Below are 24,089 nucleotides of genomic sequence, written 5' to 3' on the forward strand. Positions count from 1 at the left end.
GGACTTGAGTGGAAAAACAACGATTGTGGGATGAGACGTGGTTATTATTCGCTGATATGATGGCGGAGCGGCACTCGAAGTGTGCATCGAAGAGCGTGGCCTGTGTCATTGTAAAAGACGAAAAACCAATCTCAATCGGTCTGAATGGGACCCCATCTGGTCATACGAACTGTAATGAAATCTATATCAAACAAGAAGATGGGTTCTATAAACATGCCGACTATGTTGCGTCGACGGATCTTGATATGATCAACGAACCGGCACGACTTATCCGGGGTGGTGTGACATATATCAAGTGTACGGACCCATATGATCACCATCATTGGTCGAAACAACATGAAATCCATGCGGAAATCAATGCAATTGGAAAGCTGGCTGCCGATTCAACGAATGCATTTGGTGCGACAGCGTATGTCACACATTCACCATGTCATGCCTGTTCACTCGCCTTAATTGCGGCACGTGTCGCGCGAGTCGTGTATGCCGTCGGTTATGAGCATGGGGATGGGTTAGAATTGATGCGTGAAAGCGGGATTGAAGTGTTACATATGCCACTTGAAAAAATGTACAAAAATACATTGTAAACGTTTTCATTAGGTGATATATTATTAATGTACTGCCAATGGTGTTTTACTCTTCCATTATTCGCCCCTCCTCGGAGGGGCCTTTTTTGTTCAAAATAAGGTGAGACAAACTTTACACATAATGTTCAATATTTCACAATATACTCTTTAAAATCTCTTATATAATAAAAGTAGATTCAAGAGAGGGGAATTTACTCATGGAAAAACTCGTTCGCTTTAAAGATGGTGCATATGAAGTAGAGGCGTTGATCACACTCGAAGAAGTGTGGGAAGATAAATTTGCGATTGGCATGCATAAGGAGCTAGCCGTCAAATCATTAACCATTAACGGGAATGAAGTATCAGAGATAAAACATGTTCGTGCACTCCTTCGTTATTATCCGACACTTGGCGTGTCAGGTATCTTGTTGGCACTAGATAAGGCAGCTGCTGAAATTGTCGGGTTGTCGAAAGATCAGGATCCAGCGCTTCAATACGTTGAACTCGTGGCCATCCAGATGGACGAAGAAGCAACAAACGACTTAAAAACATTATACGCAGCGATGTGATTTCAATTGGGTGAGTCATTTCACCCAATTTTTTATTGCATCTATTTTTTGTTATGGTATGATGTTTACAGATGAAGAAATGGAACGCCATATCGTTGTCAACCATAAGCATGGGGATCTAGATAGCTAGATCGCTGTCAAAAAGCCACGTTCATAGGAACGTGGCTTTTTTTTGTGCAATGAAGTCGAATCCAGCCGCCACATCGTGTGCGAGATGCGCATCCGAACCCATCGTGAACGGGATGTGCAAGTCATTCGCGGTTTTTGCGAGTCCTGCCACGTAGGGTACGCCACAATCTGGTTTTCTGAGTCCGGCCGTATTGAAGTCAAGTCCGAATCCCCTGTCGGCAATCACTTGTAACAGACGTATTTCTTCCTCTTTTACTTTTGAACGGTCCCATGCATAGTTTCTTTGATACTTAATCGGGAGATCAAGGTGCCCGATACGAGCGACACGGATGTCTTCCCACGAAAATGCGAGACCCTGTTCAATCGATTCATAATAAGCTCTCATGACGTCTTCGAATGAGCCAAGTGCTTTGACGAGTTCATCAAACGTCTCGGCAGAATAATCAATCGGCATATACATGCCATCTACATATAGGAAATGCTGCGATAAAATGACTTCATCAAGCAATGGTGCGAAAGGTTTGAGTAAGGCAATGGTCTCCTTCTCTAAATGCGGCAACAAGTCGACCTCTAATCCGACTTTAATGTCGATAACCGCTTGATACTGCTTCTTCATCTGATGCAACGTATCGAGGTAATCTGGAAGTAGATCAATCGACATCGCCGAGTCTTGATTCGGAACCGGATCGATGAAGGATTGGGGAAAAGGCGCATGTTCTGTGAACGTCATCGTCTGCAGGTCTTTCTCGATTCCGACTTGAATATAGTGTTCAAGCGGGTCATTTGTACCGTGTGGACAAAAAGGGGTATGCACATGACCATCATGGGTAAAGTTAAACATCGATTACACGTCCTTTTCAGTTCATTTGGTTGACAGGTGTTTCTCTATTTGATAAATTTAACACACTACTTTAGTTTGGTAAAGTGATAATAAGATAAAGGGTGGTTATGATGATTTGGTCAAATTCAAAAGGTTCGATTCCAGAAGGCTGGTATGAACTTCAATCAGGAGATGTCATCCGTCCGAAACGATGGATGTTGTCATTTTTAGAGAAGGCAGAGTCGAGTGGCTATGCAGTCATCGATCCACCACTTCTCGAATACTATTCACATTATCAAAACTTGGCGCTCTTTGACGAGTCAGCCTATTATCGATTGTTCGGGAACGACGGGGAACTTCTCGTCATGCGCCCTGACTATACATTACAAATCGCAAGAAAGTTAGCAGACGGGCATGAACCGATGCGTGTCGCTTACGCTGGTGCCGTCTATCGTCGGACGGTCAAACATTCCGGACAACCCCACGAACGGCAACAGCTTGGACTCGAGTGGGTCGACGGCGAAGAGAAGGACAGTCATCTGATTGAATCCTTTCTCGATATGACGGAAGGAGTCCTGCCTACAGACCGCTTGACGATCAAAATCGGGTCAGCAGCTGTCATCTCGCTCATCGCGAAAGAGACGGGGATTCAGGAACGGACATTCCGAAAAATCTTAGCGCTTCGAAACTTAGAATCATTGCGTGAATTAGCAGAGTCGTATCACTATCCGTTAATTGCAAAGCTACCTTTTTTAATCGGGAATTCTGCACTCGAAGAATTACGGGCTGAGGCACCGGAATCTTTAAAAGAAGCCATCGATGAAGTGGACGAGGCAGTAAAACACTTGCGTACCATCGGTTTAGAGGTGTCTTACGATTTCGGTCAAACGGGAGACTTTGATTACTACTCAGGATTGACCGTGACGGGAAGTGTGGAAGGCAAGCGTGTCCTTTCAGGAGGACGATATGATTCACTCTATGGACATTTCGGACACTCGAGACGAGCGTTCGGCATGTCGCTCGATTTAGAACAGTTAGATGAGGTGATCAAATGAAAGTAGCGGTCGCGAAAGGTCGGATTGAAAAAGCAGCCCGTCAATTTTTTGTCGAACGTGATTTACCCGTATGGCCTGAAAAACGGGGACGTGAGTTGACGGTACAAGCAGGAAATCATGAATTCATTTTCGTCAAAGGGGACGACGTCTATAAATATGTGATGCATGGAGCGGCAGATGTCGGCATTGTCGGCGGTGATATTTTACGAGAGAAAACGCCAGGCGTACTCGAAGTCGTCGATTTACCGTTCGGTCGCTGTCGAATGGCCGTCTGTGGTCCAAAAGTTCGACGTAATGGAACGAAAAAATTAAAAGTGGCGAGTAAATATCCGAACATCGCCATCTCACACTTTGCGTCAAAGCGACAAAACGTAGAAGTCATCGCATTGAACGGGTCGGTCGAACTTGCTCCGTTAACGGGACTGGCTGATTGCATCGTCGACATCGTCGAGACGGGCGCGACGTTGGCTGCAAACGACTTGGAAGAATACGAGACGATTTTTTCAATCAATGCAAAATTCATTACGAGTGAGACAGCTTTAGCGGAACAGCCTGACGAATTGAAGGCGTGGATTCGAAAGCTGAGTCAGGAGGAAAACGCATGAGTACAGAAACGAATCGCTCAAGGCGCGAAGCTTGGGCCGAAGCCGTGAAACCAATCGTGGAATCGATTGAAGCCCGCGGAGACGAAGCGCTGCTTAAGTGGACGAAACAATTCGACGGGGTCGATCGAATCGAATCGGTCGATTTGGCAAGCTTTAATCCGCCAGTCGCATATGCTGAATTGACAGAGGCGCTGTCGTTAGCAGCAGAACGGATTCGTACATTTCACGCGCGCCAAGTCCGACAAGACGATGTGTTCGAAGATACGATGTTCCGACTTGGGAGACGCTATATGCCACTTGATTCGGTAGGGGTTTATGTACCAGGTGGGACAGCCGTCTATCCGTCGAGCGTCCTGATGAATATCATTCCGGCGAAAGTGGCCGGTGTCAAACGAGTCGTCATGGTCACCCCACCAAAAGCAGATGGGATCGACATTTCCCTCTTGATTGCAGCAAAAATCGCAGGTGCCGATGAATGTTTTCTAATCGGAGGTGCCCAAGCCGTTGCCGCACTCGCATATGGGACAGAAACGATTCGTCCGGTCGATAAGATTGTCGGACCCGGAAATGCGTATGTTGCGACGGCGAAGGCGCTCGTCTCACACATCGTCGGGATCGACTCCGTCGCCGGACCGTCCGAAGTGTTGATCATTGCCGATGAAACGGCGAACCCGAAGTGGGTTGCCGCCGACCTGCTCGCACAAGCGGAACATGACGTCGAGGCGACGGCAATCGCGATCGTCACGTCAGAAACCCTCCGCGATCAAATCGAGCAAGAACTTGAGCGACAATTAGTGCAATTACCACGCCAGGACATTGCGAGAGAATCATTGAAACGTGGCGGCGTCTTGTATCGGACAATCGAGGATGCAATCGAATACGCGAACACGATGGCCGCGGAGCACGTCCAGTTGGCCGTCAAAGATCCTGAGGTGTTGATGCGTGCGATTCGTCACGGTGGTTCGTTCTTTCTCGGACATGAGGCGGCCGAAGCATTTGGAGACTATATCGCTGGACCGAACCACGTCTTGCCTACGAGCGGGACGGCCCGCTTCTCTAGTGGACTATCGGTCGATGACTTTTATCGCCGTCAGACATTCCTTGAGATGACAGAACTGGATGAGACGATTACAAAGGCCGCGATTCGAATCGCCAAACAAGAACAATTAGAAGGACACGCCCGTGCGATGGCTGTTCGGATGGAGGACGTATGAGACGAAATTATCAGAACATCCCACGCTATGTACCTCATGCCGCTTCGGGATATGCGCTCAATCAAAATGAAAGTCAATATCCGTTACCAGAACGTCTCGAACGAGCTATTCGAGACGTATCACTCGAGGCACTCAGCCGTTATCCAGTCGAAGAATTGCTCGCTTTAAAAGCGAGCTATGCTGACTATGCGGGAGTCGAGCCGACACAACTCATGGTCGGGAGCGGGAGCGATGAGCTATTGGCCATTTTGAGTCAGGCGATTTTAGATACGGAAGACCGTGTGGTCGCACCGGCTCCCGATTTTTCGATGTATGGGATTTACACACAAATTGCCAGAGGGCACTTCACACAACCGGACGAACAGGGTTTGCGTTACGAGACGTTGATTGAGGTCATTCGAGCAACCGAGCCTAAACTCGTCTTGATCTCGAATCCGAATAATCCGACCGGTAAGATGTGGACACTAGACGAATTGTCGGACATTGCGACACGTGTACCGTATCTGGTCGTGGATGAAGCCTATATTGATTTCACAATGAAAGATTCATTTGTGTCTCGATTGAGCGAATATCCGAACGTGATCATCTTACGGACGTTATCGAAAGCGTTCGGTCTTGCGAACCTCCGGATTGGTTTCATGATTGCATCTGAAGAAATTATCGAACAGATCGACCGGTTCCGTTCACCGTTCAACGTGAGTGGACTCAGTGCCGCTGTCGCCAACGTCGTCTTACGGGATGAAACGTATATTCAAGAGTCGATTCAGTTCCATACTGCTCAACGTGAGAAGTTAACGGAGTTGTTACGACCGATTGGGGAGATTTTACCGAGCCGTGCCAACTTTATCTATGTCAAAACGGATGATAGTGAGGGATGGGCATCCCGCTTCCTTGATAAAGGGGTCCATGTACGTGCTTTTCCCGATGGATTACGTGTCAGTGCAGGGACGGACGAGGCGTATGCCTTGATCCAACAAACGATTGAAGAGGTGAATTCTGTTGAGAACAGCTGAACTAAAGCGTGAAACGAAAGAGACAAAAATTGATATTCAATTAAATCTAGACGGAACAGGTGAAAGTTCTATCCAAACAGGGGTCGGCTTCTTCGATCACATGTTGACGTTACTTGCTTTTCACAGTCAGATGGACTTGCATGTGAAAGTTGAAGGTGATACGTGGGTCGATGCCCACCATACGGTCGAGGATGTCGGGATCGCACTCGGTCAGCTTATCGTCAAGTCACTCGGGGATAAAGTCGGAATTCGCCGCTACGGGTCGAGTTACATGCCGATGGATGAGACGCTAGCACGAGCGGTCATTGATGTGTCAGGGCGTCCCTTCCTCGTCTATCAAGCGGATATTCGCAATCCGAAGCTTGGCGATTTTGATACCGAGCTCGCTGAGGAATTCTTCCGGGCCGTTGCCATGAATGGTCGACTTACACTGCACTTAGCTGTCCTGTACGGGTCGAACTCACATCACATGATTGAAGGGTTGTTCAAAGCGTTCGGACGAGCGCTTGCCGAAGCGGTCTCAAGCGATGGGACGAACCGTCTCCCTTCTACGAAAGGATGGATCGAAGGATGAAAGTAGCAGTCATCGATTATGGTATGGGAAACGTATTTAACGTCGAACGTGCGTTACAGGCTATTGGTTGCTACGTCGTGATCACGAACGATGCAAATCAAATTGAAGAGGCGGATGCCATTTTACTTCCTGGCGTCGGTGCCTTCCCGCAAGCGATGCAATCACTCGAACAGACGGGGCTCATCCCACTATTGCAACGAATGGCGACGGAGAAACCGTTTTTAGGAATCTGTCTTGGGATGCAGCTCTTGTTCGATTCGAGCACGGAAGGGATGCCGACAAAAGGTCTCGGGTTGATTCCGGGAACGGTCGAGCGGATGCGAGCGAAGCGTCTTCCACACGTGGGATGGAACTCAATCCTTCGTGATGAGGATGTCTACTTTGTCCACTCATACCACGCCGTGACAGATGAAGAGCACATCGTAGCAGCGGCTGAATACATGGGTGAGAAAGTTCCGGCAATCGTTCAAAAAGGACTTGTCACGGGCATGCAGTTCCACCCGGAAAAGAGCGGGACGTTCGGTCTCAGTTTACTTCAAGAATGGAAGGAGGCGGTTGAACGTGAGATTACTACCCGCCATTGATTTGATTGGAGGCAAAATCGTTCGTTTGACGGAAGGTGATTTTTCCACGGAAGAACAATACGGGGATCCGTATGAATTATTAAAAGCGTGGCAAGGAAAAGTACCGATGATTCACTTAATCGATTTAGAAGGGGCCAAGGCAGGTGAGCCGCGTCACCTAGACGTTGTCCGCTATGCGAAGTCTCTTGGATTTCTTGTTCAAACGGGAGGTGGGATTCGTTCTGAAGCTTCACTTGATGCGGTCATGGAAACCGGTGCGGACCGCGTCCTTTTAGGAACGAAGGCGTTTACGGATCCTGACTTTTTGGACAAGGCGATTGAAAAGTATGGCAAGCGAGTCGCTGTGGCACTCGATGCCTATGACGGGAAGGTCGCCATTAACGGATGGCAGGAAGCGACAAAGCTCGATGACATCTCGGTCGCCCAAGATCTCGTCAAACGAGGCATTGAGACGATTCTATATACCGATATCGGATCTGACGGGAAATTGAACGGACCGAACGTTACGCGCATGAAGGCGCTGCGTCAAATCGTCAATGTCACATTAATTGCATCTGGTGGCGTGACAACAGAAGAGGACGTGAAGGAACTGAAAATGGCCAAAATCGATGAAGCCGTCGTCGGAAAAGCGCTCCTGTCCGGCAAGGTGAGTATCGAAGAACTGATTGAATGGGAGGCGCGTTATGCTTAAACGCAGAATTATTCCATGTCTTGACGTGAAAGAAGGTCGTGTCGTCAAAGGAATCGAATTCGTTCAACTACGAGACATCGGTGACCCGGTTGAGATTGCGAAATATTATGATGAGTCCGGAGCCGATGAACTCGTCTTTCTCGACATCACGGCAAGTACGGAGCGTCGCCAGACGATGCTCGATGTCGTCAGCGCGGTGGCGCGGAAAGTATTCATCCCGCTGACGGTCGGTGGCGGGATTCGTTCACTCGAGGATATCTCGTCACTATTAAAAGCAGGGGCGGACAAAGTATCGTTGAACACGCTCGCTGTAGAATCCCCAAGTCTCATTCGTGAAGCGGCCGATCGTTTCGGTTCGCAATGTATCGTCGTCGCAATCGACGTAAAGTTTAAAGACGGCGAATATTATGTGTACACATATGGTGGAAAACAGAAGACGGACCTGTTGGCGGTCGAATGGGCGAAACAAGTGGCCGCGCTCGGGGCGGGTGAACTTCTTGTCACGTCCATGAACCAAGATGGAAAGCAGAGCGGTTATGACCTTTCGATTTTAGAACAACTTCGTGAAGTCGTCGACATTCCGATTATCGCATCCGGTGGGGCAGGCAATGCCGAGCACGTAGTCGAAGCGCTTGAGAAAGTCGATGCCGCATTACTTGCATCCATCTTACATGACCGAAAAACGACAGTAGAAGAGGTGAAGCACGTATGCAAGAGTCACAACTTGCCGATGCGGTTCGTTTCGACGAAAATGGACTGATTCCCGCCATCATCGTCTCAGACGACGACGGGGCGGTCCTCATGCTCGGATATATGAATGATGAGGCAATCCGACAGACGCTTCGTGAACGGGTCGTCACGTTCTGGTCTCGTTCAAAAGGGCGGCTGTGGATGAAAGGAGAGACGAGCGGAAATACATTAGACGTCGTCAGCATCCACGTCGACTGTGACCAGGATGCGCTTCTCGTTCGTGTTCATGCGAACGGTCCGACGTGTCATACCGGTAATCGAAGCTGTTTCTTTACGGAGGTGAACGTATGATTCATGAATTGGAACAATTGATTCAATCTAGAAAAGATGAACCGAAGGAAGGTTCGTATACGACCTACTTGTTTGAACAGGGCGTTGAAAAAATCGCGAAGAAGTTTGGAGAAGAATCGTTCGAGGTCGTCATTGCTGCCATGACGGATGAAGACTTGGTTGAAGAGTCAGCAGACCTTCTGTATCACTTACTCGTCTTGTTAGCAGCCAAAGGTGTGCGCTTAGAGGATGTGGAAGCGTTACTCGCCAAACGTCATGGTACGACAACACCGACGAAACCTCGTCGCGACGTCACAGAATGGTAATGGAAAGAGGAAGGAGACGCTCCTTCCTCTTTTGTATTACCGATTGACCGAGGCGGCCATGCGAATGTATGTATGACGTCGCCCGCGAATGGCAATTGAAAGTGCCTGAATGTTCTCTGGGACGGCAATCCCCGACAGTCCGGCGTCACCGATGTGCACGATGTCTGCTCCGCCTCGTTTTGAAGAGAGCGCAATCTCCCGAACGGTCGCAACATCTGCACCTTCTTGTGACGTTCCAATCGCCGCTAACGTGAGAGCACCGAGCGATTGCAACTCCTGAACGAGTTCGTAAAACGATTCTTCACGGACACCAGGTACGGTGCCTGGAGCTGGTAGTAGGATAATGTCTGCGCCGGCTTCGACGAAGCGGATATACGCGTCACGGTCCAATACATTGCCGGCACCGGCCTGATGCATTTTCCCGGCAATGATGACCCCTGCGAATTCACGACGCGCTTGGATGATCGCTTGTTCGATGGCTTCATTCGTAACTCCGGTATTCGGATTGCCTGTCAAACAGACGAAGTCAATCCCGAGCTCAGATGCTTTTTGGAACGCTTCGATTGAAGCGAGTCTGCCTCGTTTCACTTCATTCATCTCGGACGACTTCTCTAAAAAATCGACAGGTTCCAAGTTGACTCCAATTGGCAATCCGATCAGACGTTTTAGTTCTAGAATCGGATGGTCGCTCATCTCATCACCTGGCATGTCGCCGAACAGCGCGTGACTTTCGAGTCCTTTGATGTACGGGTGAAACACATCCAACATGTTCAATAAAATCAAGTCGGCACCGAACGCTCGTGCGAGTTCTGCGTTTGTCACTTCTGGATAGAGTGGCTGCACCGTCGGGATGACCTCGGCCATGACCGTTCGACCTTCTGCTTTTCGAATCGAATCGACTAAATCTTGACGATTAAACGTGATAAAATCACTTGCCCGACATTCCAGTATTCGTTTCATATGATCTGCCTCCTTCTGCTCATCCTTATCTCTATTCCCTATACCGTTCAAAAATCCTCTATACTACAAGTGAGGAGGGATGAACATGACAGAAAAAGAGAAGATGATTCGTGGTGAACTCTATTTAGCTGGTGATGAAACGCTCGTTGCAGACCGTAAGCGTGCCCGGAGATTGACTGAACGATTCAATCGTTCAGGGATTGATGAGTTGGAAGAACGAAATGAGATTCTTAGTGAGTTACTCGGTTCAACGAAAGGGTCGTATTATATCGAGCCGAACTTCAAATGTGATTATGGGTATAACATCCACGTAGGAGATCGATTCTATGCGAATTTTGATTGTATCTTTCTAGACATTTGTCCCATCACGTTTGGGGATGACTGCATGCTAGCGCCGGGGGTACATATTTATACGGCAACACACCCGATCGACCCGATTGAGCGCATCTCTGGGTATGAGTTCGGAAAACCCGTGACCATCGGGAACCGAGTATGGATTGGTGGAGGGGCGATTATCAATCCCGGTGTGACGATTGGGGATGAGGCAGTCATCGCATCTGGTGCCGTCGTCACAAAAGATGTACCGCCTCGAACAGTCGTCGGAGGAAATCCGGCGCGTGTGATCAAGACGATCGACTGACAAAAACTCCTGAACACGAGGTTCAGGAGTTTTTTACATGACTTGTTTCCATGTACTGTTGAATAGCTGTATGTGCAAGATGAAGCGCCGCCTCGTCCCCAATCGTCACCCGAATCCCCGTCGGTTGTTTCGACGTGTGTACGTTCAAGTCAGTCAAATGGGCCCACACTGCTTCAGGTTGCTCGAGCTCGACATACAAAAAGTTCGTCGTGGCAGGGATGACATGACCGATGGCTTTAAAGGCTTGCGCCCACTTTTGCCGCATCTCGTCATGCCATTCGATTGTTTCTTGAAGATAAGTCGCATCTTTTAAGAAGATATTGCAGATTTTCGCGCTCACTCCGCTAATATTAAATGGCGGGATGAATTGACGGAAATAGTGTGCGAGTTCGCAGTTTGTCACCATGAATCCGATTCGTACGTTTGCCAATCCGAACGCTTTTGACATCGTGCGAAGGACGATGAGATTCGGAAGGGTGGCAATGAACGGGATCATGCTCGCATCTGGTGTGAAGTCCATATAGGCCTCATCCACCACGATATATGGCACGAGTGAGGCGAGATGCGTCAACTCTTCTATGGTCCACAGCTTTCCGGTTGGATTGTTTGGGTTCGAAAGAAGAAGAAGCTTTGGATGATGCGTCTCAATCGCCTTTACCATTCCTTCATACGATAAATCAACGGCTTGAACATGATGACCGTGTGCGATGGTCGTGAAGATGGGATACATTGAAAAGTCAGGTGCCGGAGATAAGACGATATCATGTGGTGCGAGCAACGCTTGCGTCACGACATGGATCATCTCATCACTCCCACAACCGACGAGTAATTGCTCAGGTGTGACGCCGGCGTAAGCAGCGTAGCGTTCGAACAACTCATTGATTGGTTCGACTGGATACTCGTGTAAGTCATGATACGTCAACGAATCAAGCTGATTCTTGATGCGGTCAGGTAACGGGAACTGACTTTCATTTTGGTTTAACCGATGTCCCGTCGGATAAACGACGGGATAAATCGGAAGCTCGACTTGTCTCATTCAGTAGGCTCCATCGAGAACCATTTTTTCACCAATTCATCGATTTCGCCAGACTCCATCATCTTGTTCAGCTCTTCGTTGAACTGGTCGCGTAACTCATCATCTAATTTGAAGGCAGCAGCTGATCCTTTTTCGCCATCTTCTTTCAAAGCGAATGTATAGAAGCTGTCATCTTGGTCTAAATACTTTTGTGCGACCGTGTCTTCGATGACCATTGCATCGATTCGACCTGTGTTCAACTCTTGAACGATTTCAGGGATTTTGTTCAAGGATACGAGTTCCGCGTCAGGTGCTTGTTCTTTAGCGATATTTTCTTGAATCGAAGCCGTTTGGACACCGATTTTCTTACCAGACAAATCTTCGATTGCCTGAAGTGACTCGTCTTTAGTCATGATCAAGTTTGTCGCGGATAGATAGATGTCTGAGAAATCAGCATTCTCTTTACGCTCTTCTGTTGGTGTCATCCCGGCCATGACGAAGTCGACACGCCCGCTGTTCAAGGCTCCGAGTAAGCTACCGAAGTCCATATCTTCAATCTTCAATTCGTAACCGAGACGTTCTGTAATCGTCTCCGCGATTTCAATATCAAATCCGACAATCGCATCCCCGTTTGCCGTATCGACAAATTCATATGGGAAGTAATCGGCGCTCGTCCCCATGACGAGCGTTTTTTGCTCTGTCGCTTCACCTTCTGTTTCTTGACTACATGCACCGAGTAATACTGCGCTCATCATGAGCGTAAATGCTAATAACCATTTTTTCATATGTGTATAATGCCTCCCTGTTGTAGATGAGACTAAGTGTATATGTATGATTATTAATTGTAAAGCATAAATATACAAAATTATTAAAAAAAGAAACACTTTCTATCTGAAAGCGTTCTCTTCTTAGTTTTTCAACAGATACGACATAATTCGCTCAATCGGAATTTCTCGATTGTCCATCGTATAGATTTGTAAGTAAGGATGGTTAGTAGGCCGTTTGCAGTGTGCATTCATCTTAGACCAATTCTCATATGAAACTTGATCAATTTGACTCGGTCGTCTGGCACGGTTTCGAAGTCGTGCGTTAATTTCTTCGTGATCTTCATGACGACACTCGATATAACGATAAGTCGCTCCGTACTTGGTGCAAATCGCTATCCCTTTATCGAGCATTTCGTCATAGAGACATGGACTGTCGAGAATGACGTTTTGTCCAAGTGATAGGTGATACTCGACGAGGGACCAATCGACATCATAAGCCATCTTCCCGATTTCTCCATCCGAGAAATTGCCAATAGGAAGCGTATGGAGTAGGGCGGTCTTTGAAACATCATGATCGATGACGACCGCATGTACGTGTTGGATGATTCGTTTAGCCAATGTGGATTTTCCTGATCCAGGTGTTCCAGACATTTGAAGAAAAAACAGATGATCACCTCCCAACTAAGAAGATATCAATCCAAATCTTGATATTCCATGGTGTTCTTTGTTAATGCTTTATAGTAAATATTCGTTGATTCAAATCCCTCACTAGATTTTGTATAGTACGGTATTGATCCCGCTAAAATGTATTCGAGTGAAAGGTACAGGTGATTGGAAGAGTCTCCTTTCCTTGTATCGAGAATGATTATTTCTTTCCCTAAGCTTCTAGCGACATTTTCGGCAGAAAGCATAAGTGCTCGTCCGATTCCCAATCGTCGAAAATCTGGATGTACCATTAATTTTGCAATTTCAACACGATGAACACCGTTCGGTTTCATACACATATGTAATTGGATAGTGCCGACGATCATTTCATCTTTTACAGCGATTAATAATTGAATCTCGGGTTGAATGACGTTAGACCAATAAGTCATCGCATCTTCAAGTGTCACACCTGGAAGAAACCCTATTGAAGCTCCACCTTCAACGACATGAATCAATAAATGGCTCATTTCCTCAAGATAGTCTTCAATAAAAGTGACTTGAATAACCTGATATGGCTGATTAAAGGTTTGGTCTGATGTTAGCATTTGCATACCATGATGACGTTCCCGTCAAGATCTTTGAAATTGAACCAATGTTCGTGCTCAATGGGTGTGATGACTTCAATGTCGTTTTGAATCATATAAGAATAAGCTTGATGAATATCGTGCGTATTTAAGTGAAATAATGGTGTCTGGATGATGTTATCTTTTGAGTAGATTTTGCTATCTAAAACAAGGTTAGTACCTTCTAATGGAATGACACATAAATGGTCGAATAAGATTTCTCCTTTTGTTGAAAGATCGAATAAATCACAATACCAGTCACGCGCTTTTTGAATATCACTAACCGGAATAAAGATGGTGCCGATTTTGTGAAGGATAGGGTTCATAGAATTTCCTGCCTTTTCATTTGATTAATGAAGTTTGCAACATCTTTCCGAGATTTTAAGACGATGATCTGTTTCTCGTGAGAATATTGTTTGATTCGATTGACCATCTCCGGCTTTTGAACGTTAGGAAAATTCCAAATCCACTTGAGGAATGCGAAATCGAGTTTTTCCTCACAGGATGCGCCCATGTCAGGTCGCGTCGTACCACGATATCGGACGACTCGTTTAAGGACACGGTATATACAGACGATGCGTGGAAGATCGATTAAAATGACAGTGTCCGCTGCCTGCAGTCGTAAATCAAGCGTATTCCCGAAGTTTCCATCGATGACCCATTCATCTTTTTTCACGAGTTGTTGTTGGATATCGATTCGTTCTTCTCTCGGTGCCATCACCCATCCCGGTCTCCACATGAGGGCATCCAAATGATAGACATCGAGATGTAATCGTTCACCGAGTTGACGGGCGAGTGTGGATTTCCCCGCACCACCAGAACCGATGATCATGATGCGTTTCATATTTAGATTGCTATCAATCGTTAAGCTGCTCATCTACTCTTATTCATCCTCCAATACGAACCATTTCTTCAATTGATCGTCCTCTTCATAAATGACTCGGACGTCCATCTGTCCGATAACAAGACGTTGTTCCGAACTGAACACGACAATCGGATAGTTCGTGGACACAGGCTTGTCCGTCTCAAAGATAGGGCTATGCGCCTGCATCGCGTAATAGCCGTCCGATCTCGTGTTGGCCGCGCCTGCATCAATCTGTGTCACATGGTAAAATCCTCTCAGTCTGAGCACATAACTATAAGACGTTCTCGCTCCTTGCTCGAGACGCCATTCTTCGATGATGGCTGATTTGTCGTCCACTGATCGTTCTTCTAGCACTTTCTGTGCCGTATACTCTTTTTCGTAAGGAATCATCTCCTGGATGCTGACGACGGTCATCGTCGCAAGCTTGAGCGATTCCTCGGAAGGTGGGGTAATCAGTATACCAATAAAGATGAGGATGGGAATCAATAAATAAACCATGACACGACTACGCATTTTCATCACCTTACCTTTTCAGACTGTAAACTATTTCTGCATAAGAGAATCAGTTCCCTTCAAAAGAACGCTGGAATCTCAAAAACCGATTCATTTCTTCAAGTTTTTGAATGAGCAGGTATGATATAGAGAGGAGGGATGTACATGAAAATCGGGGTCATAGGTGGAGGCGTTGCGGGTTTGACTGCAGCTGCGCTCGCGCAACAAGAAGGACATGACGTAACCGTCTTTGAAGCGTCACGTGAATGGGGCGGGTGTGCCGGTAAGTTTCAACGTGGGGACTACTTGTTTCCCGCTGGTGCGACACTAGGAATGGGATTTGAACGAGGAGGAGTCCATCAGCGTGTCCTTCAGAAATTGGGAGAATCAATCGAGGTCACCTTACTTGATGAAGTGATGGACATTTATCTTCATGACGTCGCCGTCACCTACTATCGCGACCGCAAACATCTACTCGAAGAGCTTAGTCGCACTTTCCCTGAGAACAGTCAGGAGATTCATGCATTCTATAGTGAAGTGTGGGGCGATTTTGAGAAGATTCGTCCGTTGTTTCAGCAGTTACCTGCACTTCCACTTCGCACGGTCTCGGATATGATCTATGCACTAAAAGGATTCCGGCCGAATCAAATCACAGCGCTAATGAAACTCCAGCGTACACTCGGCGACACGTTGGCCCGTCATGGACTAAGCGGTACAATGTTCGAACGATTTATCGATGGCGTCCTGCTCGACAGTTTGCAGACCGGTGCGAAAGAAGCGAGTCATTTACTTGGTGCAGTGGCACTGTCGGTCTATCACGAAGGAGCGTACTATGTTGAAGGTGGACTATATCAATTGGCTCATGCGTTAGAGCGCGCCGTTCGAGCATTTGGTGGGGAAACGAAATTAGGGAGGGACGTCCAATCCATCGAACAGGTGACGGATGGATGGCTCATCACCGATCGAAGAGGACGACTTGAACTAGTCGATGTCATTGTTTCCGCCATTCCGATTGAGCGGACGAGCGAACTTCTGAGAGGACAGGAACAACGACGCTTCAAACGACAGTATCGCAGACAGTTGAAGCAGTCACAATGGGGCACGTTCAGTCTGTACCTCGTCTTACCTGAGGATGTGTGTCGACAGAAACCGCTGTTTCAACAAATCTATCACGAGCGATTACCGAGCGGGCATGCGTTCATCTCCATGTCCGCGCCAGACGACGTGTTACGGACAGAACGACCGGAACGAACTATCACGGTATCCACACATATCGATTTATCGGAATGGCAACATTGGAAAGACCGGGCGGCATATGAGAAACTAGAACAAGATTGGACCAATCGTCTCGTCGACGTTGTCGCGACTGCATTTCCTGCGTGGAATCGCGAGTCGTCACTTCTCCTTCCCGGTGCACCCGGGGCATGGGTAAAGTACACGAAGCGACCGCATGGGGCAGTCGGAGGTTATGCGCAGACTCCTAGCCAGGCGCTCTTTCGCGCTGCGAGTTATCGCACCGACTTGCCGAACTTTTTTGTGTGCGGGGATACCGTATTTCCAGGAGCGGGGACGATTGGCGCGATGACGAGCGGATTACATGTCGCCCGGGCACTCGGGGTGACGATTGATTAGGGGGAATAATGATGAAGAAAAAAGCATTTGATGAACTGACAACGATTGAGTTGTATCGCTTACTGGCGTTACGAACTGAGATTTTCGTCGTCGAACAAAACTGTCCGTATCAAGAAATCGATGGAAAAGATGAACAAGCCATTCATTATTGGATGGAGGAAGATGGAGAGATCGTCTCTGCGCTTCGCGTGCTGACGGAAGCAACTCCGGTCGCCATCGGACGTGTCGTCACGAAAGCGACGCATCGAGGGAAAGGGTATTCCCGCCTCTTGATGGATGCGGCAATCAAAGATTTTGGACATGAGACGTTATACCTGCAAGCGCAGACGTATGTGGAACCTTTTTATGCCTCGTTTGGCTTCAAACGGACGAGTGATGTGTATCAAGAAGACAGTATTCCACATGTCGATATGTTACGTGAATCAACGAATCCCGCTAGTACCGTTTCGGAATCGTTCATGTTAGAATGAGAAAGAACATTCACGTGCCATTGAGCACGATTACATTATAGACATAAAGGGGTTTACAATGGTGACCGATCAACAAGTAATTGCAAAAGCAAGAGAATTGGCAGATGTATTAGCACAAACACCAGAAGTGGCGCGCTTCAAAGAAGCGGAAGCGAAAGTAAACGGAAGTGACCGCGTACAGACGTTGATTAAACGAATCAAGTTCTTACAAAAAGAAGCCGTCAACTGTAAGCACTATGGCAAGACGGAAGCACTTGCGAAAGTCGAGCAAAAGATTGATAAAGCGATGGAAGAATTGGACTCGATTCCGGTCGTTCAAGCGTTCCAGGAAACACAAGTCGAAGTGAACGATTTGCTTCAATACGTGACGGTCACGCTCGCGAACTCCGTGACGGACCGTATCATCGAATCGACGGACGGCGACGTCCTTGCAGGGAAGACAGGGAGCGGCATGGCGGCTGAACAAGCACGCGGCGGCTGCGGATACTAAAACGACACAGCTGGCCGATGGTCAGCTGTTGTACTTTCTAGAGGTGAATCAACATGCAAGAAGTCCATCAAACACCAATGATGAAACAATATTTCTCCATCAAGGCAGACTATCCGGACGCCTTTTTATTCTATAGACTCGGCGACTTTTACGAGTTGTTTTTTGAAGATGCACAAATTGTTGCAAAAGAGTTAGAGCTCACGCTCACTTCTAAAAACGGGAAGCAGGCCGAGCATCCGATCCCGATGTGTGGCGTTCCGCATCATTCCGCAGCAATCTACATTGAACAATTGATTGAAAAAGGATTTAATGTCGCCATCTGTGAACAGACAGAAGACCCGAAAGCGACGAAGGGACTCGTGAAGCGGGAAGTCATCCAAGTGATCACGCCGGGTACATACATGGCGTCACTCAGTGAAAAAGAAAACCGATATCTCGTCGCCATCTCGGACGTCGCAGGGCGATTCGGAATTGCTCGCGGTGACGTTACGACGGGGGAATCGTGGTTGACGACACTCTCGTCAGAAGAAGCTGTCTTACGGGAAATCGAAGGATTGCTCCCGAACGAGGTCATCGTCGAAGATGAACGGTTGGCCGACTTGTTACGTCAAACCGGGATCCCTCTCTCGATTCAAGTGGACAAGCGGGAGAGTACACTCGCACAAGGTGCGAAAGATGAGGCACAGCGTTCGGCGTTTGAGTTGTTGTTCGCTTATCTCACGAAAACACAGAAACGTTCGCTCGATCATTTGCAACCAGCTGTCGCCTATGAGGTTGAACAACACATGCAGCTCGACGCCAATACGGCCCGAAATCTTGAGTTGTTCCGTTCGGCTCGTTCAGGGGAACGGAAAGGGTCACTCCTTTCACTCCTTGATGAGACGACGACGGCGATGGGCGGTCGATTGTTGAAACGTTGGCTCGAACAGCCACTCTATACAGAGCAAGGCATCAGAGAGCGACAGGATGCCGTCGAGAACTTGGTGGACGACTTCATGTTGCGCGATCAACTACAAGAGGAGTTAAAGCGAGTCTATGATATCGAACGGCTTGTCGCGAAAGTCGGGTACGGGACGGCGAATGCGCGAGACCTTGTCCAATTACGCGACACACTCGAGCGGATGCCTTCTGTCCGGTCACTCTTACAAACGGTGAAAGCCGATCGCTTGCAGCAAATCGAACAGAATCTTGACTCGTTCGAGACATTGAGTGAACAGCTCCGGGCTGCCCTTGTCGATTCACCTCCGATTTCGACGAAAGAGGGCGGGATGATTCGTCATGGGTATTCGGATGAGCTCGATGAACTGTTAGAAGCGAAAGCGAACGGAAAATCGTGGATTGCCAACCTCGAACAACAGGAACGCATCGCGACCGGTATCAAATCGTTAAAGGTCGGGTATAACCGCGTATTTGGTTACTACTTGGAAGTGACGAAAGCGAATGCGAAGTTGCTTGAAGAAGGACGTTATGAGCGGAAACAGACGTTGACGAATGCGGAACGTTACATCACGCCAGAACTGAAAGAGAAGGAAGCCCTCATCTTAGGTGCGGAAGAGAAGAGCTGTACGCTCGAATATGACTTGTTTGTCGCGCTCCGAGAAGAAGTGAAGACGTATACGAAGCCCCTCCAGCAGCTGGCTCGCTCACTCAGTGAATTAGATGTGCTCCTCGCTCTTGCCGTTGTGGCGGAGAAGCGGGAATACGTTCGCCCAGTTACGACATCTCACGTCCAAATTGAACGTGGGCGTCACCCTGTCATTGAGACGGTCTTGCCGCGAGGCGAGTATGTCGCCAATGACTTGACGCTTGACGACACACGTCAAATGTTACTCATCACGGGTCCGAACATGTCCGGTAAATCGACGTACATGCGTCAATTTGCCTTGATCGCGATCCTTCATCAAATCGGTTCATTCGTCCCGGCAGAAGCGGCGGAACTTCCGCTCTTTGACCGTATCTTTACACGAATCGGTGCGGCGGACGATTTGGTGAGCGGACAGTCGACGTTCATGGTCGAGATGACCGAGACGCGACAAGCCGTTACCGAGGCGACGAGCAATAGTCTGATTCTATTGGATGAGATTGGTCGAGGGACGTCAACGTATGATGGGATGGCACTTGCACAGGCAATTGTTGAGTATATTGCTTCGTCTATTGGGGCGAAGACACTCTTCTCGACGCACTATCATGAACTGACGGTGCTCGAGGACTCGATTCCGTCACTTGAGAACGTCCATGTCCGGGCGATTGAGCGGGATGGACGAGTCGTCTTCCTCCACGAAGTGCATCCGGGACGTGCCGATAAATCGTATGGGATTCACGTGGCAGAATTGGCTGAACTTCCGGATTCATTGATTGACCGGGCCCGGACGATTCTGTCAGAACTCGAATCGGAAGCAACGAAACCAGCTTTGAACGAGCAATCTGCTCCACCTCAAGTGGAAGAAGTCAGCCAGTTGTCATTGTTCGAGTCGAATGACGCTGTTCGAGAACAGCTGCTCAAACTCGATCTATTGGCAATGAATCCAATCGAAGCGATGCAGGCGCTCTACGAACTGCAACAGACCGCAAAGAAAGGGTGAGTCGATGGGAATCATTCGAGAGTTACCTGAACAGCTCGCGAACCGAATCGCAGCCGGGGAGGTCGTCGAACGACCGGCTTCCGTCGTCAAAGAATTAGTCGAGAATGCCATTGATGCGGGAGCGACGAAAGTGGACGTGGACTTACAAGAGGCGGGCATCCGTCTCATCAAAGTGCGTGACAACGGGCATGGGTTCCATGAAGAAGACGCCGCGCGAGCCTTCTTGAGACATGCGACGAGTAAAATCCGGGACGAGCACGACTTGTTTCGCATTCGGACGCTCGGTTTCCGTGGGGAAGCACTCGCCTCGATCGCGTCGGTCAGTCACGTCTTGTTGAAATCAAAGCGAGCAGATGAAGACGGTTTTGAGATGACGCTTGAAGGCGGTGTCGTCAAGGAGACGAATCCGACGGCGACGAACGTCGGGACCGAAATTGCGGTCAGTCAGCTCTTCTTCAACACACCGGCACGGCTGAAATATTTGAAGACATCGGCGACAGAACTCGCGAGCATTACCGACACGTTGAACCGTTTGGCACTGTCACATCCGGAAATTCGCTTCACCGTCTTTCATGAAGAGAAAGAATTGTTGCGAACGAACGGGAACGGAGACTTGAAACAAGTCATGCTTGCCATCTATGGTCGCCAAGTCGCCGCGCAAATCGTCACGGCATCGAGTAAAACGAGCGACTATACACTAAGCGCCCATCTCGTGCGACCGGAAGTGACCCGTTCTAACAAACAGTACGTGACTCTCATTTTAAACGGTCGAAGCATCAAAAACTTTGCACTGACCCAAAGCGTGCTCGAAGGTTACCATACGCTCTTACCGATCGGTCGTTATCCGATTGCCGTGCTCGAGGTGAAGATGGACCCGATGTTGATTGACGTGAACGTCCATCCGACGAAACGTGAGGTGCGTTTGTCGAAAGAAAAAGAACTATGCCAGCTCATCCGAGAGACCGTTCAATTGACACTCCGGGAACAACGTCTCATTCCGTCTGTGAAACAAGAACCGAAGCTGAAACGTGTGACACCTTCTGAACAGTCGAAACTCGACTTTTCGATGGAGCCCCAACCTAAACAGGCAGATTCGGTCGAGTGGAACTATCCGATTCCGAGAGAACGGAAGGAGACGCTCACGTCACCATCCCAGTGGAACCCGGCTCCGCTCGTTCATGAGCCGGAGGCAGAGATGATCGAACCAGAACAGGTCGAGGAGTCTGTACGTCAGTCGGAGCGTTTACCGGCATTAGACGTCATCGGGCAACTGCATTCGAGTTATATCATCTGTGGAGCGGAAGACGGGATGTACGTGATGGACCAACATGCCGCTCAGGAACGCATCAAGTATGAGTTGTTTTATGAGCAGTTAGGACGTCCGGAAAAAGAGTATCAGCTTCTGTTGATTCCGCTGACGTTAGAGTTCACGCAAGAAGAGACGCTCGCTATCGAAGAAGTGCTCCCGCTTCTAGCGGAAGCTGGTATTACGTTAGAGCCGTTTGGGGGTAACACGTTCCTTGTCCGTGAGATTCCGACATGGTATCCGCAACATGACTTAGAGGGCACGATTCGTGATCTGGTGGAGATGGCCATTCAACAGCGGTCAATTGACATCGCGAAATATCGCGAAGAAGCATCAATCCTCATGGCGTGTAAACGATCGATCAAAGCGAATCATCCACTCAATATGGAGATGATGCGACAATTGATTGATGATTTGAGTCGTACGACGTCTCCGTTTACGTGTCCGCACGGGCGACCGATTCTCGTGAAATGGAGCACGTATGAGCTTGAGAAGTTATTTAAACGCGTCATGTAATCGTCTTGTTACCTTGTTTTAACACGATGTAACGTTTATTCAGCCGTCCTCATGGGAAAACTATACACATGTCACTCAACGCATCGAGGTTGAGAGGTGGCTTTTTCACTGCCTCACCCTCAAGATGTCGACATGAAATGTATATCCATGTAGGAGGAAAAGAAAATGACGAACAAACTTCAAGTATCAAAACGAGAATTACGCCCACGGTCACTGCGCACGAAGTTGCGTAAGGAAGGAAAAGCGTTAGGCGTCGTCTACGGCTACAAAGTAGACAGCACTCCAATCGTATTTGACGAGATGGACCTTCGTAAAATTCTTCGAGACCACGGTGACAATGCCTTGATTGAACTCCATTACGATGGAAATAAAATCAATACGCTCGTGCACGGATCGGAAACGGACCCGTTCACAAACTTCTATCAGCACGTCGAATTCATGGCCGTGAAGATGGATGAAGAGACAGAAGTTGAAGCGGATATCGTGCTTGTTGGCGACGCGAAAGGCGTCAAAGAAGGCGGATATCTCGCCCAATCGCTTTATAAAGTAACGGTCGCAGCGACACCGGCCAATATCCCAGAACGCATTGAACTCGATGTGTCAGAGCTTGGAATCGGTGATTCGGTGACCGTAGCGGATCTTCCAGAAGAAAAATCGTACAAGATCGTCTCTGAACCAGATATGCACATTGCCTCTGTGAATGAGCCAGTTGCAGAAGTGGAAGAGGAAGAATCGGAAGAAGGTTCAACTGAAGAAGAAGCTTCAGAAGGCGCTTCTGAAGAAACAGAAGAATCGACTGAGGATAAAGAATAAGAGTTGCGTTCGTGGCTGTAATAATGACACTATTAAATGGAGAGGAGCATTGTCCCAAAGAAGGGGCGATGCTCCTTTGTTTATTTGTCGAATTAAATCTGAACTATATACTTTTAAATCAAAAGGATGAATCATACTTACTTAAACCAAAATATTACAAATTGACATTTCTTCAATGTGATTCTAGGTATAAATGAGGTAAAATATATAAAAGCTTATTTCGTAAGGGGATGTACGATGAAATTTTATAAATTTGATAATGAAACTGGTAAGAAGATCACAATATTTAATTCGAACTTTGTGATGTCACGAATCATACAAACTGAAAAAGGTTCTAATATTGGTTGTATGCATTTAGATCCGGGTGGTGTCATCGGTTATCATCAAGCAGTTGCACCCCAACTTCTTCTCATTATGGTGGGTGAGGGTTACGTTAGAGGTGAAAAAGATGAATATTTTAAAGTGCGAGCTGGAGATGCTGTTTTTTGGACGAAAGACGAGTGGCATGAAACAAAAACAGATGGCGGATTAACAGCTATCGTAATTGAAAGTGAAGAATTAGATCCATCAATCTATATGACTGAAATAAAATTAATCAAGTTCTAATGAAGCTTAGACGATTACTGATTAGTAAAGTAAGAGCGGGGATTGAGACTAAATATGTCATATTTATATATCGATTTAAGTAACATTACTTCTTCTTCGGAACTACATCAAATATTAAAAGAAAATCTTCATCTTCCTGATCATTACGGCGAAAATTGGGATGCCTTTTGGGATGTCATTACTGATGTGGATTATATAACTTTTCCTGATCAAATCACTTTCATAGGATATTCTTTGCTTGAAACGAAATTAAGTGAGGATGCTAAGTGTTTAAAAATGTGTTTAGAAGAGTATAACGAAGAACATTATGTTTCACATTGTCATTTTGTTTTCTTGTAATCTAATTTGCTTACTAATATATAAAGCAAGTCTATAAGAGAGTAACCATTTCACAATCACTAATTTTTCAATATAACTTTTATAGTCCCCGACCATCATAAGAATTAATAGAAAAAACAGCTGATTTAAATTACAAGGTCTTTAAACTGAAAAATCAAAGGTGAT

The 24,089-nt window shown here is 47.4% G+C and carries 28 protein-coding genes and 1 pseudogene; 20 read left to right on the forward strand and 9 right to left on the reverse strand.

Translation table 11 applies throughout. The features are described from left to right. Nucleotides 1–8 precede the first annotated feature (8 nt). Both EAT1B_RS00400 and EAT1B_RS00405 read left to right on the forward strand, forming a co-directional pair. Nucleotides 9–584, forward strand: a complete 576-nt coding sequence (locus tag EAT1B_RS00400; RefSeq protein ID WP_012726131.1) for a deaminase — start codon at nucleotides 9–11, stop codon at nucleotides 582–584. Between the two features lie 197 nt (nucleotides 585–781). Then, entirely contained in the window at nucleotides 782–1,132 is a 351-nt protein-coding gene (locus EAT1B_RS00405; protein WP_012726132.1) for a hypothetical protein, read from the forward strand. Nucleotides 1,133–1,283: 151 nt separating this feature from the next. On the opposite strand, the gene hisJ is transcribed toward EAT1B_RS00405, so the two are convergent. Beyond that, nucleotides 1,284–2,102 carry a histidinol-phosphatase HisJ gene (hisJ, locus tag EAT1B_RS00410; RefSeq protein WP_012726133.1) on the reverse strand — a complete coding sequence of 273 codons (819 nt, stop codon included), beginning with the start codon at nucleotides 2,100–2,102 and terminating at the stop codon, nucleotides 1,284–1,286. Between the two features lie 110 nt (nucleotides 2,103–2,212). On the opposite strand from hisJ, the gene EAT1B_RS00415 reads away from it, so the two are divergent. The 9 genes and pseudogenes from EAT1B_RS00415 (at nucleotide 2,213) to hisIE (ending at nucleotide 9,163) form a co-directional block, all read left to right on the forward strand. After that, complete coding sequence (locus tag EAT1B_RS00415) at nucleotides 2,213–3,136, forward strand: ATP phosphoribosyltransferase regulatory subunit (RefSeq protein WP_012726134.1); 924 nt, start codon at nucleotides 2,213–2,215, stop codon at nucleotides 3,134–3,136. Next, entirely contained in the window at nucleotides 3,133–3,741 is a 609-nt protein-coding gene (hisG, locus tag EAT1B_RS00420; RefSeq protein ID WP_012726135.1) for an ATP phosphoribosyltransferase, read from the forward strand. The genes EAT1B_RS00415 and hisG overlap by 4 nt, the downstream gene beginning before the upstream one ends. Beyond that, nucleotides 3,738–4,955, forward strand: coding sequence for a histidinol dehydrogenase (gene hisD, locus EAT1B_RS00425; protein WP_012726136.1), 1,218 nt, complete (start codon nucleotides 3,738–3,740; stop codon nucleotides 4,953–4,955). The genes hisG and hisD overlap by 4 nt, the downstream gene beginning before the upstream one ends. Then, on the forward strand, nucleotides 4,952–5,968 hold the full coding sequence (locus EAT1B_RS00430; protein ID WP_012726137.1) for a histidinol-phosphate transaminase: 1,017 nt from the start codon (nucleotides 4,952–4,954) through the stop codon (nucleotides 5,966–5,968). Before hisD ends, EAT1B_RS00430 begins: the two co-directional genes overlap by 4 nt. After that, the gene (gene hisB, locus EAT1B_RS00435; RefSeq protein WP_012726138.1) at nucleotides 5,955–6,542 is read left to right on the forward strand and encodes an imidazoleglycerol-phosphate dehydratase HisB; all 588 of its coding nucleotides are present in this window, start codon (nucleotides 5,955–5,957) and stop codon (nucleotides 6,540–6,542) included. Before EAT1B_RS00430 ends, hisB begins: the two co-directional genes overlap by 14 nt. After that, the gene (gene hisH, locus EAT1B_RS00440; protein WP_012726139.1) at nucleotides 6,539–7,126 is read left to right on the forward strand and encodes an imidazole glycerol phosphate synthase subunit HisH; all 588 of its coding nucleotides are present in this window, start codon (nucleotides 6,539–6,541) and stop codon (nucleotides 7,124–7,126) included. The genes hisB and hisH overlap by 4 nt, the downstream gene beginning before the upstream one ends. Continuing rightward, nucleotides 7,104–7,817 carry a 1-(5-phosphoribosyl)-5-[(5-phosphoribosylamino)methylideneamino]imidazole-4-carboxamide isomerase gene (gene hisA, locus EAT1B_RS00445; protein ID WP_012726140.1) on the forward strand — a complete coding sequence of 238 codons (714 nt, stop codon included), beginning with the start codon at nucleotides 7,104–7,106 and terminating at the stop codon, nucleotides 7,815–7,817. The genes hisH and hisA overlap by 23 nt, the downstream gene beginning before the upstream one ends. Further along, a complete protein-coding gene (hisF, locus tag EAT1B_RS00450; RefSeq protein ID WP_012726141.1) occupies nucleotides 7,810–8,577 on the forward strand; it encodes an imidazole glycerol phosphate synthase subunit HisF in 768 nt (255 codons plus the stop codon). The genes hisA and hisF overlap by 8 nt, the downstream gene beginning before the upstream one ends. After that, nucleotides 8,526–9,163 (forward strand): annotated as a pseudogene (gene hisIE / locus EAT1B_RS16165) (bifunctional phosphoribosyl-AMP cyclohydrolase/phosphoribosyl-ATP diphosphatase HisIE). The gene hisF and the pseudogene hisIE overlap by 52 nt, the downstream one beginning before the upstream one ends. A 36-nt stretch (nucleotides 9,164–9,199) precedes the next feature. Here hisIE and EAT1B_RS00465 read toward each other — a convergent pair. Beyond that, a complete protein-coding gene (locus tag EAT1B_RS00465; protein ID WP_012726144.1) occupies nucleotides 9,200–10,123 on the reverse strand; it encodes a hypothetical protein in 924 nt (307 codons plus the stop codon). A gap of 85 nt (nucleotides 10,124–10,208) precedes the next feature. Between EAT1B_RS00465 and EAT1B_RS00470 the strand changes: the two genes are divergently transcribed. Further along, the gene (locus EAT1B_RS00470; RefSeq protein ID WP_012726145.1) at nucleotides 10,209–10,763 is read left to right on the forward strand and encodes a maltose acetyltransferase domain-containing protein; all 555 of its coding nucleotides are present in this window, start codon (nucleotides 10,209–10,211) and stop codon (nucleotides 10,761–10,763) included. 22 nt (nucleotides 10,764–10,785) lie between these two features. On the opposite strand, the gene EAT1B_RS00475 is transcribed toward EAT1B_RS00470, so the two are convergent. From EAT1B_RS00475 to EAT1B_RS00505, 7 genes are all read right to left on the reverse strand, one after another. Continuing rightward, nucleotides 10,786–11,799 carry a histidinol-phosphate transaminase gene (locus tag EAT1B_RS00475; RefSeq protein WP_012726146.1) on the reverse strand — a complete coding sequence of 338 codons (1,014 nt, stop codon included), beginning with the start codon at nucleotides 11,797–11,799 and terminating at the stop codon, nucleotides 10,786–10,788. Continuing rightward, nucleotides 11,796–12,563 carry a transporter substrate-binding domain-containing protein gene (locus EAT1B_RS00480; protein ID WP_012726147.1) on the reverse strand — a complete coding sequence of 256 codons (768 nt, stop codon included), beginning with the start codon at nucleotides 12,561–12,563 and terminating at the stop codon, nucleotides 11,796–11,798. The genes EAT1B_RS00475 and EAT1B_RS00480 overlap by 4 nt, the downstream gene beginning before the upstream one ends. Before the next feature lie 123 nt (nucleotides 12,564–12,686). Continuing rightward, nucleotides 12,687–13,196 carry an AAA family ATPase gene (locus tag EAT1B_RS00485; protein WP_081432692.1) on the reverse strand — a complete coding sequence of 170 codons (510 nt, stop codon included), beginning with the start codon at nucleotides 13,194–13,196 and terminating at the stop codon, nucleotides 12,687–12,689. A gap of 41 nt (nucleotides 13,197–13,237) precedes the next feature. Then, nucleotides 13,238–13,801 carry a GNAT family N-acetyltransferase gene (locus EAT1B_RS00490; RefSeq protein WP_012726149.1) on the reverse strand — a complete coding sequence of 188 codons (564 nt, stop codon included), beginning with the start codon at nucleotides 13,799–13,801 and terminating at the stop codon, nucleotides 13,238–13,240. Further along, nucleotides 13,789–14,139, reverse strand: coding sequence for a VOC family protein (locus EAT1B_RS00495; protein WP_012726150.1), 351 nt, complete (start codon nucleotides 14,137–14,139; stop codon nucleotides 13,789–13,791). The genes EAT1B_RS00490 and EAT1B_RS00495 overlap by 13 nt, the downstream gene beginning before the upstream one ends. Next, entirely contained in the window at nucleotides 14,136–14,657 is a 522-nt protein-coding gene (locus EAT1B_RS00500) for a DNA topology modulation protein (protein WP_041918028.1), read from the reverse strand. Before EAT1B_RS00500 ends, EAT1B_RS00495 begins: the two co-directional genes overlap by 4 nt. A 39-nt stretch (nucleotides 14,658–14,696) precedes the next feature. Next, nucleotides 14,697–15,197 carry a hypothetical protein gene (locus EAT1B_RS00505; RefSeq protein WP_012726152.1) on the reverse strand — a complete coding sequence of 167 codons (501 nt, stop codon included), beginning with the start codon at nucleotides 15,195–15,197 and terminating at the stop codon, nucleotides 14,697–14,699. A gap of 138 nt (nucleotides 15,198–15,335) precedes the next feature. Here EAT1B_RS00505 and EAT1B_RS00510 point away from each other — a divergent pair, with 138 nt between their 5' ends. The 8 genes from EAT1B_RS00510 to EAT1B_RS15715 all read left to right on the forward strand — a co-directional run bounded on the left by EAT1B_RS00510 (nucleotide 15,336) and on the right by EAT1B_RS15715 (nucleotide 23,924). Further along, nucleotides 15,336–16,802, forward strand: coding sequence for an NAD(P)/FAD-dependent oxidoreductase (locus tag EAT1B_RS00510; protein ID WP_012726153.1), 1,467 nt, complete (start codon nucleotides 15,336–15,338; stop codon nucleotides 16,800–16,802). 11 nt (nucleotides 16,803–16,813) lie between these two features. After that, nucleotides 16,814–17,272 (forward strand): GNAT family N-acetyltransferase, encoded by a 459-nt coding sequence (locus EAT1B_RS00515; protein WP_012726154.1) that lies wholly within the window; start codon nucleotides 16,814–16,816, stop codon nucleotides 17,270–17,272. A 58-nt stretch (nucleotides 17,273–17,330) separates the two neighbouring features. After that, complete coding sequence (locus EAT1B_RS00520; protein ID WP_012726155.1) at nucleotides 17,331–17,762, forward strand: RicAFT regulatory complex protein RicA family protein; 432 nt, start codon at nucleotides 17,331–17,333, stop codon at nucleotides 17,760–17,762. Between the two features lie 53 nt (nucleotides 17,763–17,815). Then, nucleotides 17,816–20,344: a DNA mismatch repair protein MutS gene (gene mutS, locus EAT1B_RS00525; protein ID WP_012726156.1), complete on the forward strand. Its 2,529-nt coding sequence runs from the start codon at nucleotides 17,816–17,818 to the stop codon at nucleotides 20,342–20,344. Between the two features lie 4 nt (nucleotides 20,345–20,348). Further along, nucleotides 20,349–22,166: a DNA mismatch repair endonuclease MutL gene (mutL, locus tag EAT1B_RS00530; protein WP_012726157.1), complete on the forward strand. Its 1,818-nt coding sequence runs from the start codon at nucleotides 20,349–20,351 to the stop codon at nucleotides 22,164–22,166. Between the two features lie 165 nt (nucleotides 22,167–22,331). Further along, on the forward strand, nucleotides 22,332–22,979 hold the full coding sequence (locus EAT1B_RS00535) for a 50S ribosomal protein L25/general stress protein Ctc (RefSeq protein ID WP_012726158.1): 648 nt from the start codon (nucleotides 22,332–22,334) through the stop codon (nucleotides 22,977–22,979). Between the two features lie 237 nt (nucleotides 22,980–23,216). After that, nucleotides 23,217–23,585 (forward strand): cupin domain-containing protein, encoded by a 369-nt coding sequence (locus EAT1B_RS00540; RefSeq protein ID WP_012726159.1) that lies wholly within the window; start codon nucleotides 23,217–23,219, stop codon nucleotides 23,583–23,585. Nucleotides 23,586–23,639: 54 nt separating this feature from the next. Next, the gene (locus tag EAT1B_RS15715; RefSeq protein WP_012726160.1) at nucleotides 23,640–23,924 is read left to right on the forward strand and encodes a barstar family protein; all 285 of its coding nucleotides are present in this window, start codon (nucleotides 23,640–23,642) and stop codon (nucleotides 23,922–23,924) included. Nucleotides 23,925–24,089: the final 165 nt, after the last annotated feature.

This window comes from Exiguobacterium sp. AT1b (assembly GCF_000023045.1).
Lineage (GTDB): Bacteria > Bacillota > Bacilli > Exiguobacteriales > Exiguobacteriaceae > Exiguobacterium.